This window comes from Allobosea sp. P2_B12 (genome assembly GCF_056404835.1).
In genome coordinates this window covers 971,210-986,321 of sequence record NZ_JBFUDG010000001.1, presented here as the reverse complement: position 1 = coordinate 986,321, position 15,112 = coordinate 971,210, and the positions used below count along the sequence as shown (strand labels likewise).

12 protein-coding genes are annotated in these 15,112 nt (G+C 67.2%); 7 read left to right on the top strand and 5 right to left on the bottom strand.

Features of this window, described 5'->3' with window-relative positions; genetic code table 11:
• Positions 1-111 precede the first annotated feature (111 nt).
• Positions 112-1,413 carry an N-acetylmuramoyl-L-alanine amidase gene (locus AC1DYU_RS04740; protein ID WP_476790617.1) on the bottom strand — a complete coding sequence of 434 codons (1,302 nt, stop codon included), beginning with the start codon at positions 1,411-1,413 and terminating at the stop codon, positions 112-114.
• Positions 1,414-2,077: 664 nt separating this feature from the next.
• Here AC1DYU_RS04740 and AC1DYU_RS04735 point away from each other — a divergent pair.
• Positions 2,078-4,930 carry a ribonuclease E/G gene (locus AC1DYU_RS04735; RefSeq protein ID WP_158486382.1) on the top strand — a complete coding sequence of 951 codons (2,853 nt, stop codon included), beginning with the start codon at positions 2,078-2,080 and terminating at the stop codon, positions 4,928-4,930.
• Between the two features lie 56 nt (positions 4,931-4,986).
• Entirely contained in the window at positions 4,987-5,340 is a 354-nt protein-coding gene (locus AC1DYU_RS04730) for a hypothetical protein (RefSeq protein WP_476790616.1), read from the top strand.
• A 6-nt stretch (positions 5,341-5,346) separates the two neighbouring features.
• Here AC1DYU_RS04730 and AC1DYU_RS04725 read toward each other — a convergent pair whose 3' ends face one another.
• Together AC1DYU_RS04725 and AC1DYU_RS04720 are read right to left on the bottom strand one after the other, a co-directional pair.
• Positions 5,347-7,602 carry a mechanosensitive ion channel family protein gene (locus tag AC1DYU_RS04725; RefSeq protein ID WP_476790615.1) on the bottom strand — a complete coding sequence of 752 codons (2,256 nt, stop codon included), beginning with the start codon at positions 7,600-7,602 and terminating at the stop codon, positions 5,347-5,349.
• A 98-nt stretch (positions 7,603-7,700) separates the two neighbouring features.
• On the bottom strand, positions 7,701-8,903 hold the full coding sequence (locus tag AC1DYU_RS04720; protein ID WP_476790614.1) for a pyridoxal phosphate-dependent aminotransferase: 1,203 nt from the start codon (positions 8,901-8,903) through the stop codon (positions 7,701-7,703).
• A 173-nt stretch (positions 8,904-9,076) separates the two neighbouring features.
• Here AC1DYU_RS04720 and AC1DYU_RS04715 point away from each other — a divergent pair, with 173 nt between their 5' ends.
• The 5 genes from AC1DYU_RS04715 to aat all read left to right on the top strand — a co-directional run bounded on the left by AC1DYU_RS04715 (position 9,077) and on the right by aat (position 13,249).
• Positions 9,077-9,889: a DsbA family protein gene (locus AC1DYU_RS04715; protein WP_476790613.1), complete on the top strand. Its 813-nt coding sequence runs from the start codon at positions 9,077-9,079 to the stop codon at positions 9,887-9,889.
• 166 nt (positions 9,890-10,055) lie between these two features.
• Positions 10,056-10,514 (top strand): type II 3-dehydroquinate dehydratase, encoded by a 459-nt coding sequence (gene aroQ, locus AC1DYU_RS04710; RefSeq protein WP_476790612.1) that lies wholly within the window; start codon positions 10,056-10,058, stop codon positions 10,512-10,514.
• Positions 10,515-10,583: 69 nt separating this feature from the next.
• Complete coding sequence (gene accB, locus AC1DYU_RS04705) at positions 10,584-11,042, top strand: acetyl-CoA carboxylase biotin carboxyl carrier protein (protein ID WP_158486386.1); 459 nt, start codon at positions 10,584-10,586, stop codon at positions 11,040-11,042.
• A 26-nt stretch (positions 11,043-11,068) separates the two neighbouring features.
• Positions 11,069-12,433: an acetyl-CoA carboxylase biotin carboxylase subunit gene (gene accC / locus AC1DYU_RS04700; protein WP_158486387.1), complete on the top strand. Its 1,365-nt coding sequence runs from the start codon at positions 11,069-11,071 to the stop codon at positions 12,431-12,433.
• A 135-nt stretch (positions 12,434-12,568) separates the two neighbouring features.
• Entirely contained in the window at positions 12,569-13,249 is a 681-nt protein-coding gene (gene aat / locus AC1DYU_RS04695) for a leucyl/phenylalanyl-tRNA--protein transferase (protein WP_476790611.1), read from the top strand.
• Between the two features lie 9 nt (positions 13,250-13,258).
• Here aat and AC1DYU_RS04690 read toward each other — a convergent pair whose 3' ends face one another.
• Positions 13,259-13,906 (bottom strand): DUF2155 domain-containing protein, encoded by a 648-nt coding sequence (locus AC1DYU_RS04690; protein ID WP_476790610.1) that lies wholly within the window; start codon positions 13,904-13,906, stop codon positions 13,259-13,261.
• Positions 13,907-14,025: 119 nt separating this feature from the next.
• Positions 14,026-14,436, bottom strand: a complete 411-nt coding sequence (locus AC1DYU_RS04685; RefSeq protein WP_476790609.1) for an NADH:ubiquinone oxidoreductase subunit NDUFA12 — start codon at positions 14,434-14,436, stop codon at positions 14,026-14,028.
• Between the last annotated feature and the right edge of the window lie 676 nt (positions 14,437-15,112).

Sequence of the window (15,112 nt, the reverse complement as noted above, 5' to 3'; positions counted from 1 at the left end):
CAAGCCGGAAAGGCGGCGTTTCATAAATCACGTCTATAGCATGATGGACGTGGCAGAACCGTGGCCTTGGGACCACATTCCGCACCGTCCGTCGTCTCGCCGGCGCAGGCGTCAGCGCCGGTTTTCGGCCGCTTTTCCGACAGGCGCGCGGGCGCTGACGAAGTATCCTTCGACGGCGGTCGCCACGGCGTCGACCGCCTGGGCGCGCCACGGCGCCGAATTCAGCAGTTCGGCATCCTTCGGGCTCGACATGTAGCCGAGCTCGATCAGTACCGAGGGTACGTCAGGCGCGCTCAGCACGCGAAATCCAGCCGAGCGCAACGGCACTTTGTGCATCTTCACCGAGCCGCCGAGCTTCTCGACGAGATTGCGCGCAAAGATGGCCGAGAACGTCCGCGTCTCCCGCTTGGCGAGGTCCATCAGGATGCCGGCGACGTCCTGCGTATCCTCGCTGGCATCGAGTCCCGCCGCCGCGTCGGCCTGGTTTTCCTTCGTCGCGAGCCTGGCGGCCTCGGCATCGGTAGCCCGCTCTGAGCCGGTATAAATCGTCGCGCCGCGCACCTCCTGGGCCTGCGTCAGCGAATCGGCATGGATCGAGATGAACAGATCGGCGCCGGCAGCCCTTGCGATGCCGACCCGCTCGGCCAGCGCCACGAAACGATCATCGTCGCGCGTCATCAGCACGCGGTAGCGCCCGCTCGCTTCGAGCCGCTCCTTCAGCTTCACCCCGAAGGCGAGCACGACGGCCTTCTCGGCGATCGACGCCACCACCGCGCCGGGGTCGATGCCGCCATGGCCAGGGTCGATGACGATGGTCTGGCGCGTCTCGCCAGCTGGTTTGGCAGGCACGGGGACGGCAGCCGGCGCCTGGAAATCGCGCCCTGATGACGCGGCGATGGCCGCCTGGAATTCGGCCCGCGTGGCGCGGCGCAGTTCGATCACCAACTCGCCGAAGCCGCCGCGCACCGGGCGCGATTCGGCTCGGACCACGACGGCCGGCTGCGCCAGGTCGATGATGATGCGCGCCTTGTCGGCCGTGAACAGCCCGAAGCGGTAGGCCCCGACGACGCCGGCGCTCTTGCGCACCGCTCCCGGCTGAACCTGGAAATTGATCGAAGGCATGTCGATGATGACGCGATCAGGGCCCGCCAGCACCGAGGCGCTGACCTCGACGGGACGCGACAAGGCCATGGTCAGCCGCACGATCTCGCCGGATTGTTCGAGCTTCGCGTCAGTCGCGACCGGAAATTCGCTCTGGGCGCGGCCATTGCCTTGCGCCAAAGCCACGCCAGCCAGCGAAGGCACACCCGCAAGCGCCAGCCAGAGGCAGAGCGCCAGATGCGTCATCCTCTGTGCTCGCGAGAGCCGCAGGCCGACGTGAAAGGGGTTTGCAGGAGGCGTCAGGTCACTCATCCCGATCTGTCGTCACCAAGTCTTAACCATAGCGACGCAACGTCCTAACGATCGGTTACCATGCTCCGGCCGGTCAGAGAACCGGCCTGCGCCGGAGGCCGGTCGATCCCGACGTGATGTGACTTGCAAATCACTGTCACCTGTCTGTAATGGGGATGGTTGCTTTGCAAGGCCGCCCATGGTGCGCATCCGGATCCGAGGATCCGTCGGCGTCCGGGGCATGTCTTGGCCGGCCGGCCCATCCGGGTTCGGCGGCATCAGGTCAACCGCAACGGATCGTCCGCAGACGGCCGGAGCCAGGCGCGCGCGTTTTTCAGCACCAGGCCAACGTCTTGCGAGCGTGCAAACGCGGCGTGCTTCGTCTTTTTCGGACAGGTGCGCCGCAGGTCGGGACAAATGTCGGGGCATACGACGCCGCATAGATCATCGGTGAATCGTCAATACCTGCGGGACTGCGTCGGGCTTTTGCCCCGACCTGGCTTCCCGAGCCGCCTTTCTGTCTCGATCGAACACTTCCCCCTCACAGACGCCGGCTCGCGCCGGCTTTTGCTCCTGCAACATGCCGGCTCATGCCGGCCTATGCGCGGCGCCCCTGCCCGCGGCAGCGGATCTTTGTCCGCAGCCCGGCGGGTACCACTGGCGGCCGCGCCCATGGAAGATTCATATGGCCAACAAGATGCTTATCGATGCCACCCATCCGGAGGAGACCCGGGTCGTGGTGGTGCGCGGATCGCGTATCGAGGAATTTGACTTCGAGGCTGCCAGCCGCAAGCCGCTTCGCGGCAATATCTATCTCGCCAAGGTGACGCGCGTGGAGCCCTCGCTCCAGGCCGCCTTCGTCGAGTATGGCGGCAACCGCCACGGCTTCCTCGCCTTCTCCGAAATCCACCCCGACTACTACCAGATCCCGGTCGCCGACCGTCAGGCGCTGCTCGCCGACGAGGCCCGTGCAGACCGCGAGGACGAGCGCGACGAGGAGAAGCGCGAGAAGCGCGGCGGCCGCCGCGACCGTGGCCGCCGGGGCGATCGTGACGGCCGCGCCAAGAAGGCTGTCTCCGACGAGACCGTCAGCGCCGAACTCTCGGCCGACGGCGTCGAGACCGATGGCAAGGAAGCCGCGATGGTCAATGAGGGCGCCCCCGCCTTCGGGCAGGAGTTCGCTCCTGCCATCGCCGAATCGGCCAGCGAGGATGCCGTCGAGAACGCCGCGCCGCTGACCTTCGAGACGCGTGGCCAGGACACCGACGAAACCGGAACCTCCGACACGGAAGCCTCCGACACGGAAGCCTCCGAGTCCGAGGATGCGGAAGCCCGCAAGCCTTCTGAAGATGACGATGCCGGCGAGGACGGCGGTTCTGATGACGGCGAGCATGACGAGCCCGAGCAGCTCGGCGGCGGCGACGCCCTCGACGACATCTCGGAGCGGCCGCAGCGCCATCACCGCCGCCAGTACAAGATCCAGGAGGTGATCAAGCGCCGCCAGATCATCCTGGTCCAGGTTGTCAAGGAGGAGCGCGGCAACAAGGGCGCAGCGCTCACCACCTATCTCTCGCTCGCCGGCCGCTATTCGGTGCTGATGCCCAACACCGGCAAGGGCGGCGGCATCTCGCGCAAGATCACCAACACGGACGATCGCAAGCGCCTCAAGGAGATCGCCCAGGAGCTTGAGGTTCCCGAGGGGATGGGCCTGATCCTGCGCACGGCCGGCGCCTCGCGCACCAAGGTCGAGATCAAGCGCGACTACGAATATCTGATGCGGATGTGGGAGAGTGTGCGCGAGCTGACGCTGGCCTCGGTCGCCCCGGCGCTGGTCTATGAGGAGGGCAACCTCGTCAAGCGCTCAATCCGCGACCTCTACAACAAGGATATCGACGAGGTTCACGTCGCCGGCGACGAGGCCTATCGCGAGGCCAAGGAATTCATGCGCATGCTCATGCCGAGCCATGCCAAGAGCGTGAAGGCCTATCGCGAGCAGACCCCGCTCTTCGCCGGCTTCGGCGTCGAGAGCCAGCTCGACGCGATGTTCTCCAACAATGTCACGCTGAAGTCGGGTGGCTACCTCGTCATCAACCAGACCGAGGCGCTGGTCGCGATCGACATCAACTCCGGGCGCTCGACCCGCGAGCACAATATCGAGGACACCGCCCTCAAGACCAATCTCGAAGCGGCGGAGGAGATCTCCCGCCAGCTGCGCCTGCGCGACCTTGCCGGCCTCATCGTGATCGATTTCATCGACATGGAGGAGAACCGCAACAACCGCGCCGTCGAGAAGAAGCTGAAGGACTGCCTCAAGGACGATCGCGCCCGCATCCAGGTCGGCCGCATCTCGGCCTTCGGCCTGCTCGAGATGTCACGCCAGCGCATCCGCACCGGCGTGCTGGAAAGCTCCTCCGTGCCCTGCCCGCATTGCGCCGGCGCCGGCATGATGCGCTCGTCCTCCTCGGTCGCGCTGCAGATCCTGCGCGCGCTAGAGGAGACGCTGATCAAGAGCGCCTCGCACAACCTTACCGTCCGGACCCGTCCGGAGGTCGCGCTGTATGTGCTCAACCAAAAGCGCGCCCATCTCGCCGATCTCGAGGCGCGTTTCGCCATCGCGATCAGCGTCACGGTCGATGCCACCCTGCTCGGTACCCGCTACTTCGAGGTCGAGCGAGGCGAGTTCGTCGGCAATGAGGGCCGCATCGTTCCCAGCAGCATGAAGGCCGAGGCGATCGTCTCCGACATCGACGAGGACGCGCTCGACGCAGCCGCCGAAGCCGAGGCGCTCGATGCCGAGAACGAGCCCGTCGAGGTCGAGGCGACCGAAGCTGTCGCTCGCGAGGCCGGTCCGCGCGAAGCCAGGCCCGAGGGCGAAGGCGAAGCCCGTGGCGAAGGCGGACGCAAGCGTCGCCGTCGTCGCCGCCGGCGGCGTGGCGGCGAGCGTGACGCCAATGGCGTGCGTCTCGACGGCGGCAGCGACGAGGCTGATGGCGAAGGTGACGACGAGGGCGATGAGGACGGCGACGAGCAGGCGAACGATTCGCAGGCTGGCGACACCGTGATCGCGGCAGCCGCCGAGCCCGCACCGGTCGCTACAGCGGAGCCGGATGCGGCCGCAGGCGAAAAGCCGAAGCGCGCCCGCCGTGGTGGCCGCAAGCCCAAGACCGAAGCGGCCGAGGCCGAAGCGCCTGTGGACGTCGTTGCCGAGGCGGTGGTGGAACCTGTCACCGCCGAAGCCCCGGCGCCGGAAGCAGAAGCCGCTCCGGTCGAGGCCGAAAAGCCCAAGCGCAGCCGTTCGCGCAAGAAGGTCGTTCCGATCACAGAAGGCGGCGAGGCTGCCGAGCCAGTCGCCGCCGCACCCGAAGCGGTTGCTGCTCTCGCCCCGGAGCTGGAGAAGACCGCCGCGCCCGAACCCGTCCGGGCGCCCGCACCGGCGCCGCGCGTCATCGAGGAGCCGGTTGCCGTCGTGCTGACGGAGCCGGATCCGGACCGCCCGAAGCGCGGTGGCTGGTGGAACAAGCTGGCCGGCCGAGGCTGACGAACAAAAGGCCGCTGCGGGACACCGCAGCGGCCTTTTCCATGTGAGGGACGGTCATGCCGCCACCGCACCAGTTGGAAGGCCCAATCCTGGCGGGGTTGTGCCTGGTCGGCTTGGCCGGGCTCGCGTGGCTGGCCTTTGGGATCGTCGGCTGGCTCGGCGTCGGCATCCTCGGATTGCTGGCGCTGTTCATCGCAGTCCGCGTCGACCTGGAGAACGGCCGACCTGTCGGTCCGCAGATGACGCCCGACCTCTATGCGAGCCAATATCGCGACGAAGCGCAGGCCGGCGCTCGCGACAAGGCAGCCCGGAGCTTCGATGTCACCGCGCTGATGTCGGCGACGCGTCTCGCGATGCTCGCTGGAGCGTGCGTTACCGCGATCGGCTTCGGGATGCTGTTCCTGACGTGAATTCGCCTACCCCGCAGCAGGCGCAAGCGGGGTCGGTGGCGGCACTGCCGAGATAGCGGCCGCTGCTCCCGCCGACGAGCCGCCCTCACCCCCGCGCACCGTCACGGCGTTCGAGGCAAACGGAACCTTTGCCTCGTTCAGCCCGCGATAGACGCGCTTCAGCGCCTCGCGCTGCAATGTCGAGGAATGCGCCGGCTTGGCGGTGAATTTCAGCCGAATGACCACGGCGCTGTCGGTGATGTCGGCGACACCCTGCATCTTCAGCTGCGCGATGAAATGCGGGCCGAATTCCGGATCTTCCAGCAGCGCCAGCCCGATCTTCTTGATCGTCTTGCGCGCCTGCTCGATATCGGCCGAATGATCCAGCCGGACGTTGAACTTGATCGTCGCCCAGTCGCGGCTGGCATTGGTCAGGGACTGGATCTGGCCGAAGGGGACGGTGTGGATCTGCCCGCTCTGGTGGCGCATCTGCATCGAGCGCAGCGAGATCTTCTCGACCGTCCCCTTGAGCCGGCCGGTATCGACATATTCGCCGACCCGAAACGCATCCTCCAGCATGAAGAAGAAGCCGGAGACGATGTCGCGCACAAGCGCCTGCGAGCCGAAGGAGATCGCTAGCCCCAGGATACCGAAGCCGGCGAGCAGCGGGCCGATATCGACGCCGACCTTCGACAGCACCACGAGTCCGGTCAGCCCGAACACAGCACCGAGCACGACGCCACGCAGCACTGGCATGACCGTCGCCAGCCGGGAGGGCACGCTCTCCTCGACCGCAGCATCTTCATCGACGGGGCCGCTCGCGCCGCGGGGCGTATAGGCATCGAAGAAGGCACGCAGGAAGACGATCGCGACCCAACCGAGGAAGACCAGGACCGCAAGGCCCGCCGCCTGGCGGATGAACTCTGCGAACTGCGTCGAGCTGACGCCGAGCAGAAAGCCGGCCCAGAGCCGCGCCATCACGTACAGGCCACCGACCCAGATCAGGCCGCCGGCCGCTGCCCGGAATGCCGCGCCCGCCGCCCGTTGCATCGGGGGCGGCGGCGCGATGGCTGCCCGCTTCGCCTCGCGGCAAGCAATCAGGCTGGTCACGCCGACGGCCAGGACCGGCGCCAGCACGATGATGATCTGGGTCAGGCTGGCGGCTTCGACAAAGCGCCCGCCGCCCGCCATCATCGGCGCGGCACGGCCGACCATCCAGATTGCGACGGCGCTGGCGATGTAGAACCACGGCGTGATCGCCGCCAGCAGGCGCAGACCAGGCCCGGGCACAAGCTCATAGCGCAGCACCACAGCGGTCAGGTCGTGACGGGCGTCAAAAAACCACCAGACCTTGAACAGCGTGATCGCGAGGCTGGTGATCGCGACCAGCCCGGCGAAGGCGTGGCGGCTGGTGGCGATATCCTGGATCAGCAGCGCGCTCGTCACCACGATCGGGGTCGCGATCGCATAGGCCGTCAGGATGGCGAAATGCCGTTCCGCGCGCGGCAGCGGCAGTATGCGCCGCTCCGGAGCGCCTGGCGCGACCAGAAAGCGGCCGACGGCGATGTAGGCGGCGCCGATCGCGGCGCCATTGGCGGCCGTCCGGAAGGTGGTCATGGCCAGGTCGGCCTCGGGAAGCCAGAGCATCCGCGCCAGACGCGCCAGCGCCAGCGCCAGCGCGATGCAGGCGAGATCCTGCAACAGCCCATAGGCCGAGGCGATCAGCCGCGCGGTGAACTCGGACCCGGACGGCTTCAATCGCCGCGCGAACCATCCTGCCGTTGCGAAACGGAACAGAAGCGCGCCAGCCAGCGCGATCACGACGCCGGCCAGAATGCGCCAGCCCGCTGAAGGCCCCGTCACGCCGTTGCGATTGGCGGCCCAACTGCGCCACCAATCCACCGGCAGGTCCACGACATGCGGAATGGCCGCATTGCCGCTGTCGAAGCCGTTGACGAAGTGGTCCCAAAGCTCCTCGATCCGCGAATCGGCCGGGACGGTTACGGATGCAGGCGCTGGCGCCGGGGCCGCCGCCGCAGGTTGAGGTATCGCCGCATCGGGGGCAAGCAGCCGGATCTCGACCTTGCGACCGCTGGCAGCGAGCGCATCGATCAGTTTGCGGACGGTTTCGGACGTCTCATCGCCACGCAGCGTCAGCGTGACCGGCGCATCCACCTGGGCCGAAGCCTGGATCGGAGACAGCCAGCAGAGAGCGGCCAGAGCGAGGGCAGCGAGCCATCGCGGCGCCGCAGGCAGCACCCACCATCGAATACCGTGCTGCACCCTCGTTCTCCGCCCCGTCAACGGCGCGTCTCGGCCATCCGGCCCGACAATGCGGACGCTACAGCGCGCTTGGCAAGTGCGGAGGCGCCCGCCCGTCATCAGCGGCGCTTCAGCCAGCCACCGAGGCGCGACACCGCCTCCTCGCATTCGCCCAGCGAGCCGGCGAAGGAGAGCCGCGCCGTGCGCGCGCCTCGACCCTCGTCGAAGTCGAGGCCCGGCGTGATCGCGACCCCCGCCTCATTCAGAACATCCCGGCAGAACGCCATGGAATCATTCGAATAACGGCCAATGTCGCAATAGATGTAGAACGCCCCGTCGACGGGCAGGAAGTCGCCAAGACCAATCTCCGGCAGCGCGTTCAGCAGATAGGCGCGGTTCTCCGCATAGCCGGCCTTGATCGCCTCGCACTCCGCGGTCGCCTCGAAGGCGGCCTCGCCGGCGACCTGGCTGAGATAGGGCACCGAGATCGAGAGGTTCTGCTGCAGCCGCTCGATCGTCCGTACCAGGCGCTGCGGCACGATCAGCCAGCCCACGCGCCAGCCGGTCATGCAGTAGTACTTGGAGAACGAGTTGACGACGATCGCATCGGGATCGGCCGAGAGCGCCGTGGTCGCCGGCTGCTCATAGGTCAGCCCGTGATAGATCTCGTCGGAGATGTACCAGAGCCCGAGCCGGCGGCATTCGGCCGCGACCGCCGCAATCGCCTCTGGCGCCATCACCACGCCGGTCGGGTTGGCCGGGCTCATCGTCAGCACTCCGGCCAGCGGCTTTTCGCGATGGGCGCGGGCGATCAGCTCCGGCGTCAGCGCGAAGCGGGTCTCCGGCCCGACCTCGATCGCCACAGGCTCGAAGCCCAGCGCGATCAGGATGTTGCGATAGGCCGGATAGCCCGGCGCCGTGATCGCGATGCGCGCGCCCGGCTGGAAACAGGCCAGGAAGGCCAGGATGAAGCCGCCCGACGAGCCGGTCGTGACGACCACGCGCTCGGCCGCCACATCGACGCCGTAAGCGTCCTGATAATGCTTGGCGATGCGAGCCCGCAGCAAATCCGTGCCCAGCGCCTGGGTGTATCCAATCCGGCCATGTTCCAGCGCCCGAGCCGCGGCGCCGCGGATCGACGCCGGCGTCGGCGCCGAGGGCTGGCCGACCTCCATATGGACGACGCTGCCGCCTGCGCGCTCGATCGCGGCGGCCTGGTTCATCACATCCATGACGATGAAGGGCTGGACGCGCGCGACGCGCTCCGCCGGCAGCATGTGCTCCTGCGGCGCGAGGCCGGGCTTCGGATCAAGGTCTGGCATCGGTTCGTCCGGACAGGGCTTATCTGCCGGCGGGCGTAGCCGACCCTTCACCAGCCCGCAACCAGTGGCAAAGCTGTGAATTGACGACCGCCCCATGACGGTCGAGAAGCTGATGGAGCTATTGCGGCAAAGGCCGCCTCCGGTCGCGAGGCCGGAACCGAAAGGATGACGACATGGCCCTCCCCACCGTGCCCCACCGGCTGAGCAGCATGCTTCGCCCTCTGGGCCTGGCCCTCTGCCTCTGCTTCGCCGCAGCAATGGCTCCCGCGTCGGCTCAGGCTCCGGCATCGGGCCTGACGCCGGAGCAGCGCAAGGCCGTGGTCGCGCTGATTCGCGAAACTCTGCTGCAGAATCCAGAGCTGATCCAGGAGGCGATGGTCGAGCTCGAGCGTCGCAACACGATCGCCCAGGCCGAGGCGCAGCGCAGCGCCGTCACCGCCGAGAAGGCCCGCCTGATCGATCCGGCGACGTCCGCCATCGTCGGCAACCCGCAGGGCGACGTCACCATCGTCGAATTCATGGATTACAATTGCGGCTTCTGCAAAAAGGCGCTGGAGGATGTCCGGGCGCTGGCCAAGGAAGACCCCAAGCTCAAGGTCGTGATCAAGGACTTCCCGATCCTCGGCCCCGATTCGGTCGAGGCCAGCCGGGTCGCGGTCGCCGCCATGACCCAGCTCACCGGCGCGAAATACTTCGAATTCCATAACAAGCTGATGGCCACCAAGGGTCGGATCAACGGCGCCAAGGCGCTCGAAGTGGCGAAGGAATCGGGCGCCGACATCGAGCGCCTGAAGAAGGAGATGGACTCGGCCCAGACCAAGGGCGTGATCGAGGACACGGTCGCGCTCGGCGACCGGCTCGGCCTCACCGGCACGCCGGCCTTCATCCTCGGCGACGAGGTGGTCTTCGGCGCGGTCGGCCAGGCCGCCCTGAAGCAGAAGATCGACTCCGTTCGCAAATGCGGCAAGGCGACCTGCAGCGGCTGAGGTTCTCCGCGTCATTCTCGGACTTGACCCGAGAATCTCCGGCAACGGATGCTCGGGTCGAGCCCGAGCATGACGGCAAACCCTCGCTCAGGCTTCCCCTGCCGGCCTGCAGCGTCTATGAGGGCGGCGTCTGCCGCCCCGCGCGGCGCTGGAATCAACGCGCGCCATGGTCGCCGTCCACGTTCTCAACGGTCCCAACCTGAATCTCCTCGGCACCCGCGAGCCCGCGACCTATGGCGCGGTCACGCTGGCCGGCGTCGAGGAGCGGCTGCAGGCAAAGGCGACCGCCGCCGGCGTCGAGCTCTCTTTCAAGCAGACGAACTACGAAGGCGAGTTGGTCACCTTCATCCAGCAGGCGGGTCTGGCCGGGGCCGGCGTCATCATCAATGCCGGCGCCTACACCCACACCTCCGTTGCGCTGCGCGACGCAATCAAGGGCACCGAGGCGCTGGCCATCGAGGTCCATGTCTCCAACGTCCATGCCCGCGAGGAATTCCGGCATCATTCCTACATGGCGCCGGTCTGCATCGGCGTGATCTGCGGCTTCGGCGTCGCCAGCTACGACCTTGCTTTCGACGCGATCGTGCCGCTTCTGCAGAAGCGTGCGGCAAAACCCGCGGCCTGACCCGCGGATTTCATCCACAGCGGGCGCATCCAGCGCCCCACCCAAGACCACGAAGACGGTGAACCCGCCATGGCGACCAAGAGCCCGATCGACCCTGAACTGGTGCGCGAACTCGCGCAGCTCCTGAACGAGACCGATCTCACCGAGATCGAGGTGGAGAAGGGCGATCTGCGCGTCCGCGTCGCCCGCACCATCACAGCGACTGTCCAGGTTCCCGCCGCTGCTCCGGCTCTCGCTGCCGCGCCAGCCCCGGTCGTCGCCGCGCCGGTCGATGCCAAATCCGCTGCCGCTCATCCCGGCACCGTGCCCTCGCCAATGGTCGGCACCGCCTATCGCCGGCCCTCGCCGGACGCCAAGCCCTTCGTCGAGATCGGCTCGGTCGTGAAGGTCGGTGACCGCGTGCTGCTGGTCGAGGCGATGAAGACCTTCAACGACATCGTTGCCCCGCGCGCCGGCAAGGTCGTCGCGATCATGGTCGAGGATGGGCAGCCCGTCGAATATGGCGAGCCGCTTCTGGTGATCGAGTGACCGGACCGACGAGCGGCGAACCGAAGATGTTCGACAAGATCCTGATCGCCAACCGTGGAGAGATCGCGCTACGCGTATTGCGCGCGGCGAAGGAACTCGGCATCGCCACCGTCGCGGTGCATTCCACCGCCGACGCCAACGCCATGCATGTGCGCCTCGCCGACGAGAGCGTCTGCATCGGCCCGCCGAGCGCCCGCGAGAGCTATCTCAACATCCCCGCCTTGATCGCCGCATGCGAGATCACCGGCGCGGATGCGGTCCATCCCGGCTACGGCTTCCTCTCCGAGAACGCCCGCTTCGCCGAGATCCTCGACCGCCACAACATCACCTTCATCGGCCCCAAGGCCGAGCACATCCGCAGCATGGGCGACAAGATCGAGGCCAAGCGCACCGCCAAGGCGTTGGGCATCCCGTGCGTGCCGGGCTCCGAGGGCGGCGTCACCGATGACGGCGAGGCCCTGCAGATCGCCGCGGAGATCGGCTTCCCCGTCATCATCAAGGCGGCGTCCGGCGGCGGCGGCAAGGGCATGAAGGTCGTGCGCACCGAGGACGAGATGTCCGTTGCGCTTTCCACCGCCCGCACCGAGGCCAAGGCCAATTTCGGCGACGACGCGGTCTATATCGAGAAATACCTCGAAAAGCCGCGCCATATCGAGATCCAGATCCTGGGCGACGGCAGGGGCCACGCCATCCACCTCGGCGAGCGCGACTGTTCGTTGCAGCGCCGCCATCAGAAGGTCTGGGAGGAAGGCCCCTCACCCGCGCTGAACGCCGGCGAGCGCGACAAGATCGGCAAGATCTGCGCCGAGGCGATGTCCAAGCTGCAATATCGCGGCGCCGGCACAATCGAGTTCCTCTACGAGGAGGGCGAGTTCTACTTCATCGAGATGAACACGCGCATCCAGGTCGAGCATCCCGTCACCGAGATGATCACCGGCATCGACCTCGTCAACGAGCAGATCCGGATCGCGGCCGGCGCGCCGCTCTCGATCCAGCAGAAGGATGTCGTCATCGAGGGCCACGCCATCGAATGCCGCGTCAATGCCGAGCATCACGCGACCTTCCGCCCCTCGCCGGGCAAGATCGCCTCATTCCATACGCCCGGCGGCCTCGGCGTCCGCGTCGATTCAGCCGCCTATCAGGGTTACACGATCCCGCCGCACTACGATTCGCTCGTCGGCAAGCTGATCGTGCATGGCCGCAACCGGGCCGAATGCCTGATGCGCCTGCGCCGCTCGCTCGACGAATTCGTCGTCGACGGCGTCGATACGACCCTGCCGCTGTTCCGGACCCTCGTCCGCAACCAGGACATCCTGAACGGCGACTACAACATCCACTGGCTCGAGAAATTCCTCGCCGCCGGCGGCATGGACGAGCCCAGCGAGGGCTGAGCCCCTTCCGTCGCGGTCGGGCTTGGCCCGACCATCTCAGGACGAGTCCGGCCGGTCATGAGATGGTCGGGCCAAGCCCGAGCATGACGCTCATCTCCGTTTGACTCAGCGTTCGTCCCGCGCTCCCCTGCCCCGATGAAGGCCCGCTCCATTCCCGTCCGCTCGCCCGAGATCACGCCCGAGATCATGCTGCGCGCCTATACCGCCGGCATCTTCCCAATGGCGGAGGCGGCGGATGACCCCAATCTGTTCTGGGTCGAGCCGGACATGCGCGGCGTCATCCCGCTCGACCGCTTCCACCTGTCGTCGCGGCTCGCCCGCACGGTGCGCTCCGACCGCTTCGAGATCAGGATCGATACGGCCTTCGAGGCGGTTATCGCGGCCTGCGCCGAGGCCAGGGCCGACCGGCCCGACACCTGGATCAACGGCCGCATTCGCGAGATCTTCGGGGCGCTGTTCGCGCTCGGCCATGTCCACACCGTCGAATGCTGGCAGGATGACCATCTTGTCGGCGGGCTCTACGGCATGTCGCTGGGCGGCGCCTTCTTCGGCGAGAGCATGTTCCACCGCCAGACCGACGCCTCGAAGGTCGCGTTGGTCCATCTCGTCGCCCGGCTCAGGCATGGCGGCTACCGCCTGCTCGACGCGCAGTTCCAGACAACGCATCTCGCCCAGTTCGGCACGCAGGAAGTTCCGCGCGCGGCCTATCAGGGCCTGCTCGAGCGCGCGATCGCCGTGCCGGGCAACTGGGAAGCCTGGCCGTCCGGACAGCACATCGGCGGAGCCCAGGCACTGGCCGCGCTCGCAACGGCCTGAGTCACAGGCTCAGTTGCCGCCGGTGGGATCCCGCCCGGGATTGGTCGGGAAGAAGCGCTGCCGCGGCGCCTGTGGCGGCGCCACCGGCACGCCGCGCGGCGGCAGGACGTCGATGCGCTGGCCCGGCGGCGTGAGGATGTCGCCACGCCCTCCCGGCGGCAAGCCGGGTTGCTGGTTGACATCGCGCGCCGGAGCGGTGCGTGGCCGGCGCGGCTCTTCCGCGACTGGAGCCTCCAGCTCCTTCGGATCGACCACCAGCTCCGTGCCGCCTTTGCAGTCGGTTAGCCAGACATCGTAGATCGCGTGCTCGACGCCGTGCAGGCCGGGGCTCGACGCATACATCCAGCCGGTGAAGATGCGCCGGTACTCGTTGTTGAAGGTGACCTCGTCGACCTCGGTGAAGGTCGTGGTCTGAGGCGCCTCGGTCGGCGGCCGCGTCCAGCAGACCCGCGGGGTCAACTGCAAGGCGCCGAACTGCACGGTCTCGTCGACCGCGACCTCGAAGGAAATGATCCGGCCGGTGATCTTGTCGAGCCCGGCGAACACCGCTGTGGGGTTGCGGATGCGGTCTGCGGCAGCCGGCCCGGTCAGGGCGAGCGACAGAAGCGTGGTCGAAACCAGGCCAGCCAGGACGGAACGACTATGGGGCGAGCGCATGGCAGCTAGCGAATCTCTGCAGGAGCGCGGCGAAGCCGCGACGGCGCGCAGTAACACGTCAATCGCAGCGGAAAAAGGGCGCGGAGAAAGCATCGCTGCCCGTGCCGCCTGGGAGCGCCTCAGCGTCCCGGCGTCCAGGCTTCGTAGTCGCCGGTTGCGGCCGGGCGCTCGCCCTCGGCCAGCGTCGAGCCCTTGGGCCGGTAGGCCAGCGCCGTGCCGGTCCAGTTCTGCTGATGCGGCATCTGCCACTCGCGCGGCTCGTAGCGTTCCTCGGACGGAGCGACATCGACGGTGTGATGCAGCCAGCCATTCCAGCCGGCTGGGATCTTCGAGGCTTCCGTGTCGCCGTTATAGACAACCCAGCGGCGCTGGATGCCGAGCGCCTTGTCCTTCACCCCGCCCTTCGTGCGGTAATAGACATTGCCGAATTCGTCGGCGCCGACCCGCTCGCCGAAGCGCCAGGTGTGGAAGCGCGTGCCGATGGTCTGGCCGTTCCACCAGGTGAAGATCTGCAGCAGCCAGGGTTTCATGAGAATGCGCCCGTCGCGATCGGTTTTGCTGCGCGACTTATGAAGATGCGTGACCGCACTGTCCAGCCTGCCGGGCGCGGGAGCGCAGCCGGCAGCGCCGGGAAACATGACCGCCACGATTCGGCCTCGATTCGAATGGGCCTCTCCGCAGGCGCTGCCCAGCCCATCGCCACATGCTTTCAAGCACTTGCTCGCGCCGGCGCAGACGCAGCCTTCAGGCCTGTCCGCGGCGACCGCCGCAGTGACGTTTCGTTAACCGCGATCGCCGGCATTTGAGGGATTTATTCGGCCCGGGATTGTGGCAATCTCGCAGCACTCGCGGAATCCTCCCGTGATTCCCAAGGCTTAGCCGGTGCCTTGAAACTTATCCCCGCTACTCACACCTACCCACCAGATGTCGTGCCCACAGGTTCTGCATGGCACTAATCCTTGACGCCAACGGGTCGCTGGGTTAAGTTTTGACAGTCGCGTGACGGCCGGTGGAAACGCCAATCGACACCCGCAAAGAGTTCCCAGAGGGGTCGAGGCGATCACCACGCGGCATGCCGGAAACGGCGGCAGCGAGAGGTTGTCTGCGGACTTTTTTGGCCGCAACCGGACGAAGCGAGGCGGGTTACAACGCCAAGACGTCCACGGGGCATCAAACCGAGTTGGCTGACATCAGGAGCCGGTGATC

What these genes read in the sequence shown, in the direction of transcription:
- AC1DYU_RS04740 (WP_476790617.1), bottom strand. Translation starts at nt 1,413, where the DNA reads ATGAGTGACCTGACGCCTCCTGCAAACCCCTTTCACGTCGGCCTGCGG.
- AC1DYU_RS04735 (WP_158486382.1), top strand. Translation starts at nt 2,078, where the DNA reads ATGGCCAACAAGATGCTTATCGATGCCACCCATCCGGAGGAGACCCGG.
- AC1DYU_RS04730 (WP_476790616.1), top strand. Translation starts at nt 4,987, where the DNA reads ATGCCGCCACCGCACCAGTTGGAAGGCCCAATCCTGGCGGGGTTGTGC.
- AC1DYU_RS04720 (WP_476790614.1), bottom strand. Translation starts at nt 8,903, where the DNA reads ATGCCAGACCTTGATCCGAAGCCCGGCCTCGCGCCGCAGGAGCACATG.
- AC1DYU_RS04715 (WP_476790613.1), top strand. Translation starts at nt 9,077, where the DNA reads ATGGCCCTCCCCACCGTGCCCCACCGGCTGAGCAGCATGCTTCGCCCT.
- aroQ (WP_476790612.1), top strand. Translation starts at nt 10,056, where the DNA reads ATGGTCGCCGTCCACGTTCTCAACGGTCCCAACCTGAATCTCCTCGGC.
- accB (WP_158486386.1), top strand. Translation starts at nt 10,584, where the DNA reads ATGGCGACCAAGAGCCCGATCGACCCTGAACTGGTGCGCGAACTCGCG.
- accC (WP_158486387.1), top strand. Translation starts at nt 11,069, where the DNA reads ATGTTCGACAAGATCCTGATCGCCAACCGTGGAGAGATCGCGCTACGC.
- aat (WP_476790611.1), top strand. Translation starts at nt 12,569, where the DNA reads ATGAAGGCCCGCTCCATTCCCGTCCGCTCGCCCGAGATCACGCCCGAG.
- AC1DYU_RS04690 (WP_476790610.1), bottom strand. Translation starts at nt 13,906, where the DNA reads ATGCGCTCGCCCCATAGTCGTTCCGTCCTGGCTGGCCTGGTTTCGACC.
- AC1DYU_RS04685 (WP_476790609.1), bottom strand. Translation starts at nt 14,436, where the DNA reads ATGAAACCCTGGCTGCTGCAGATCTTCACCTGGTGGAACGGCCAGACC.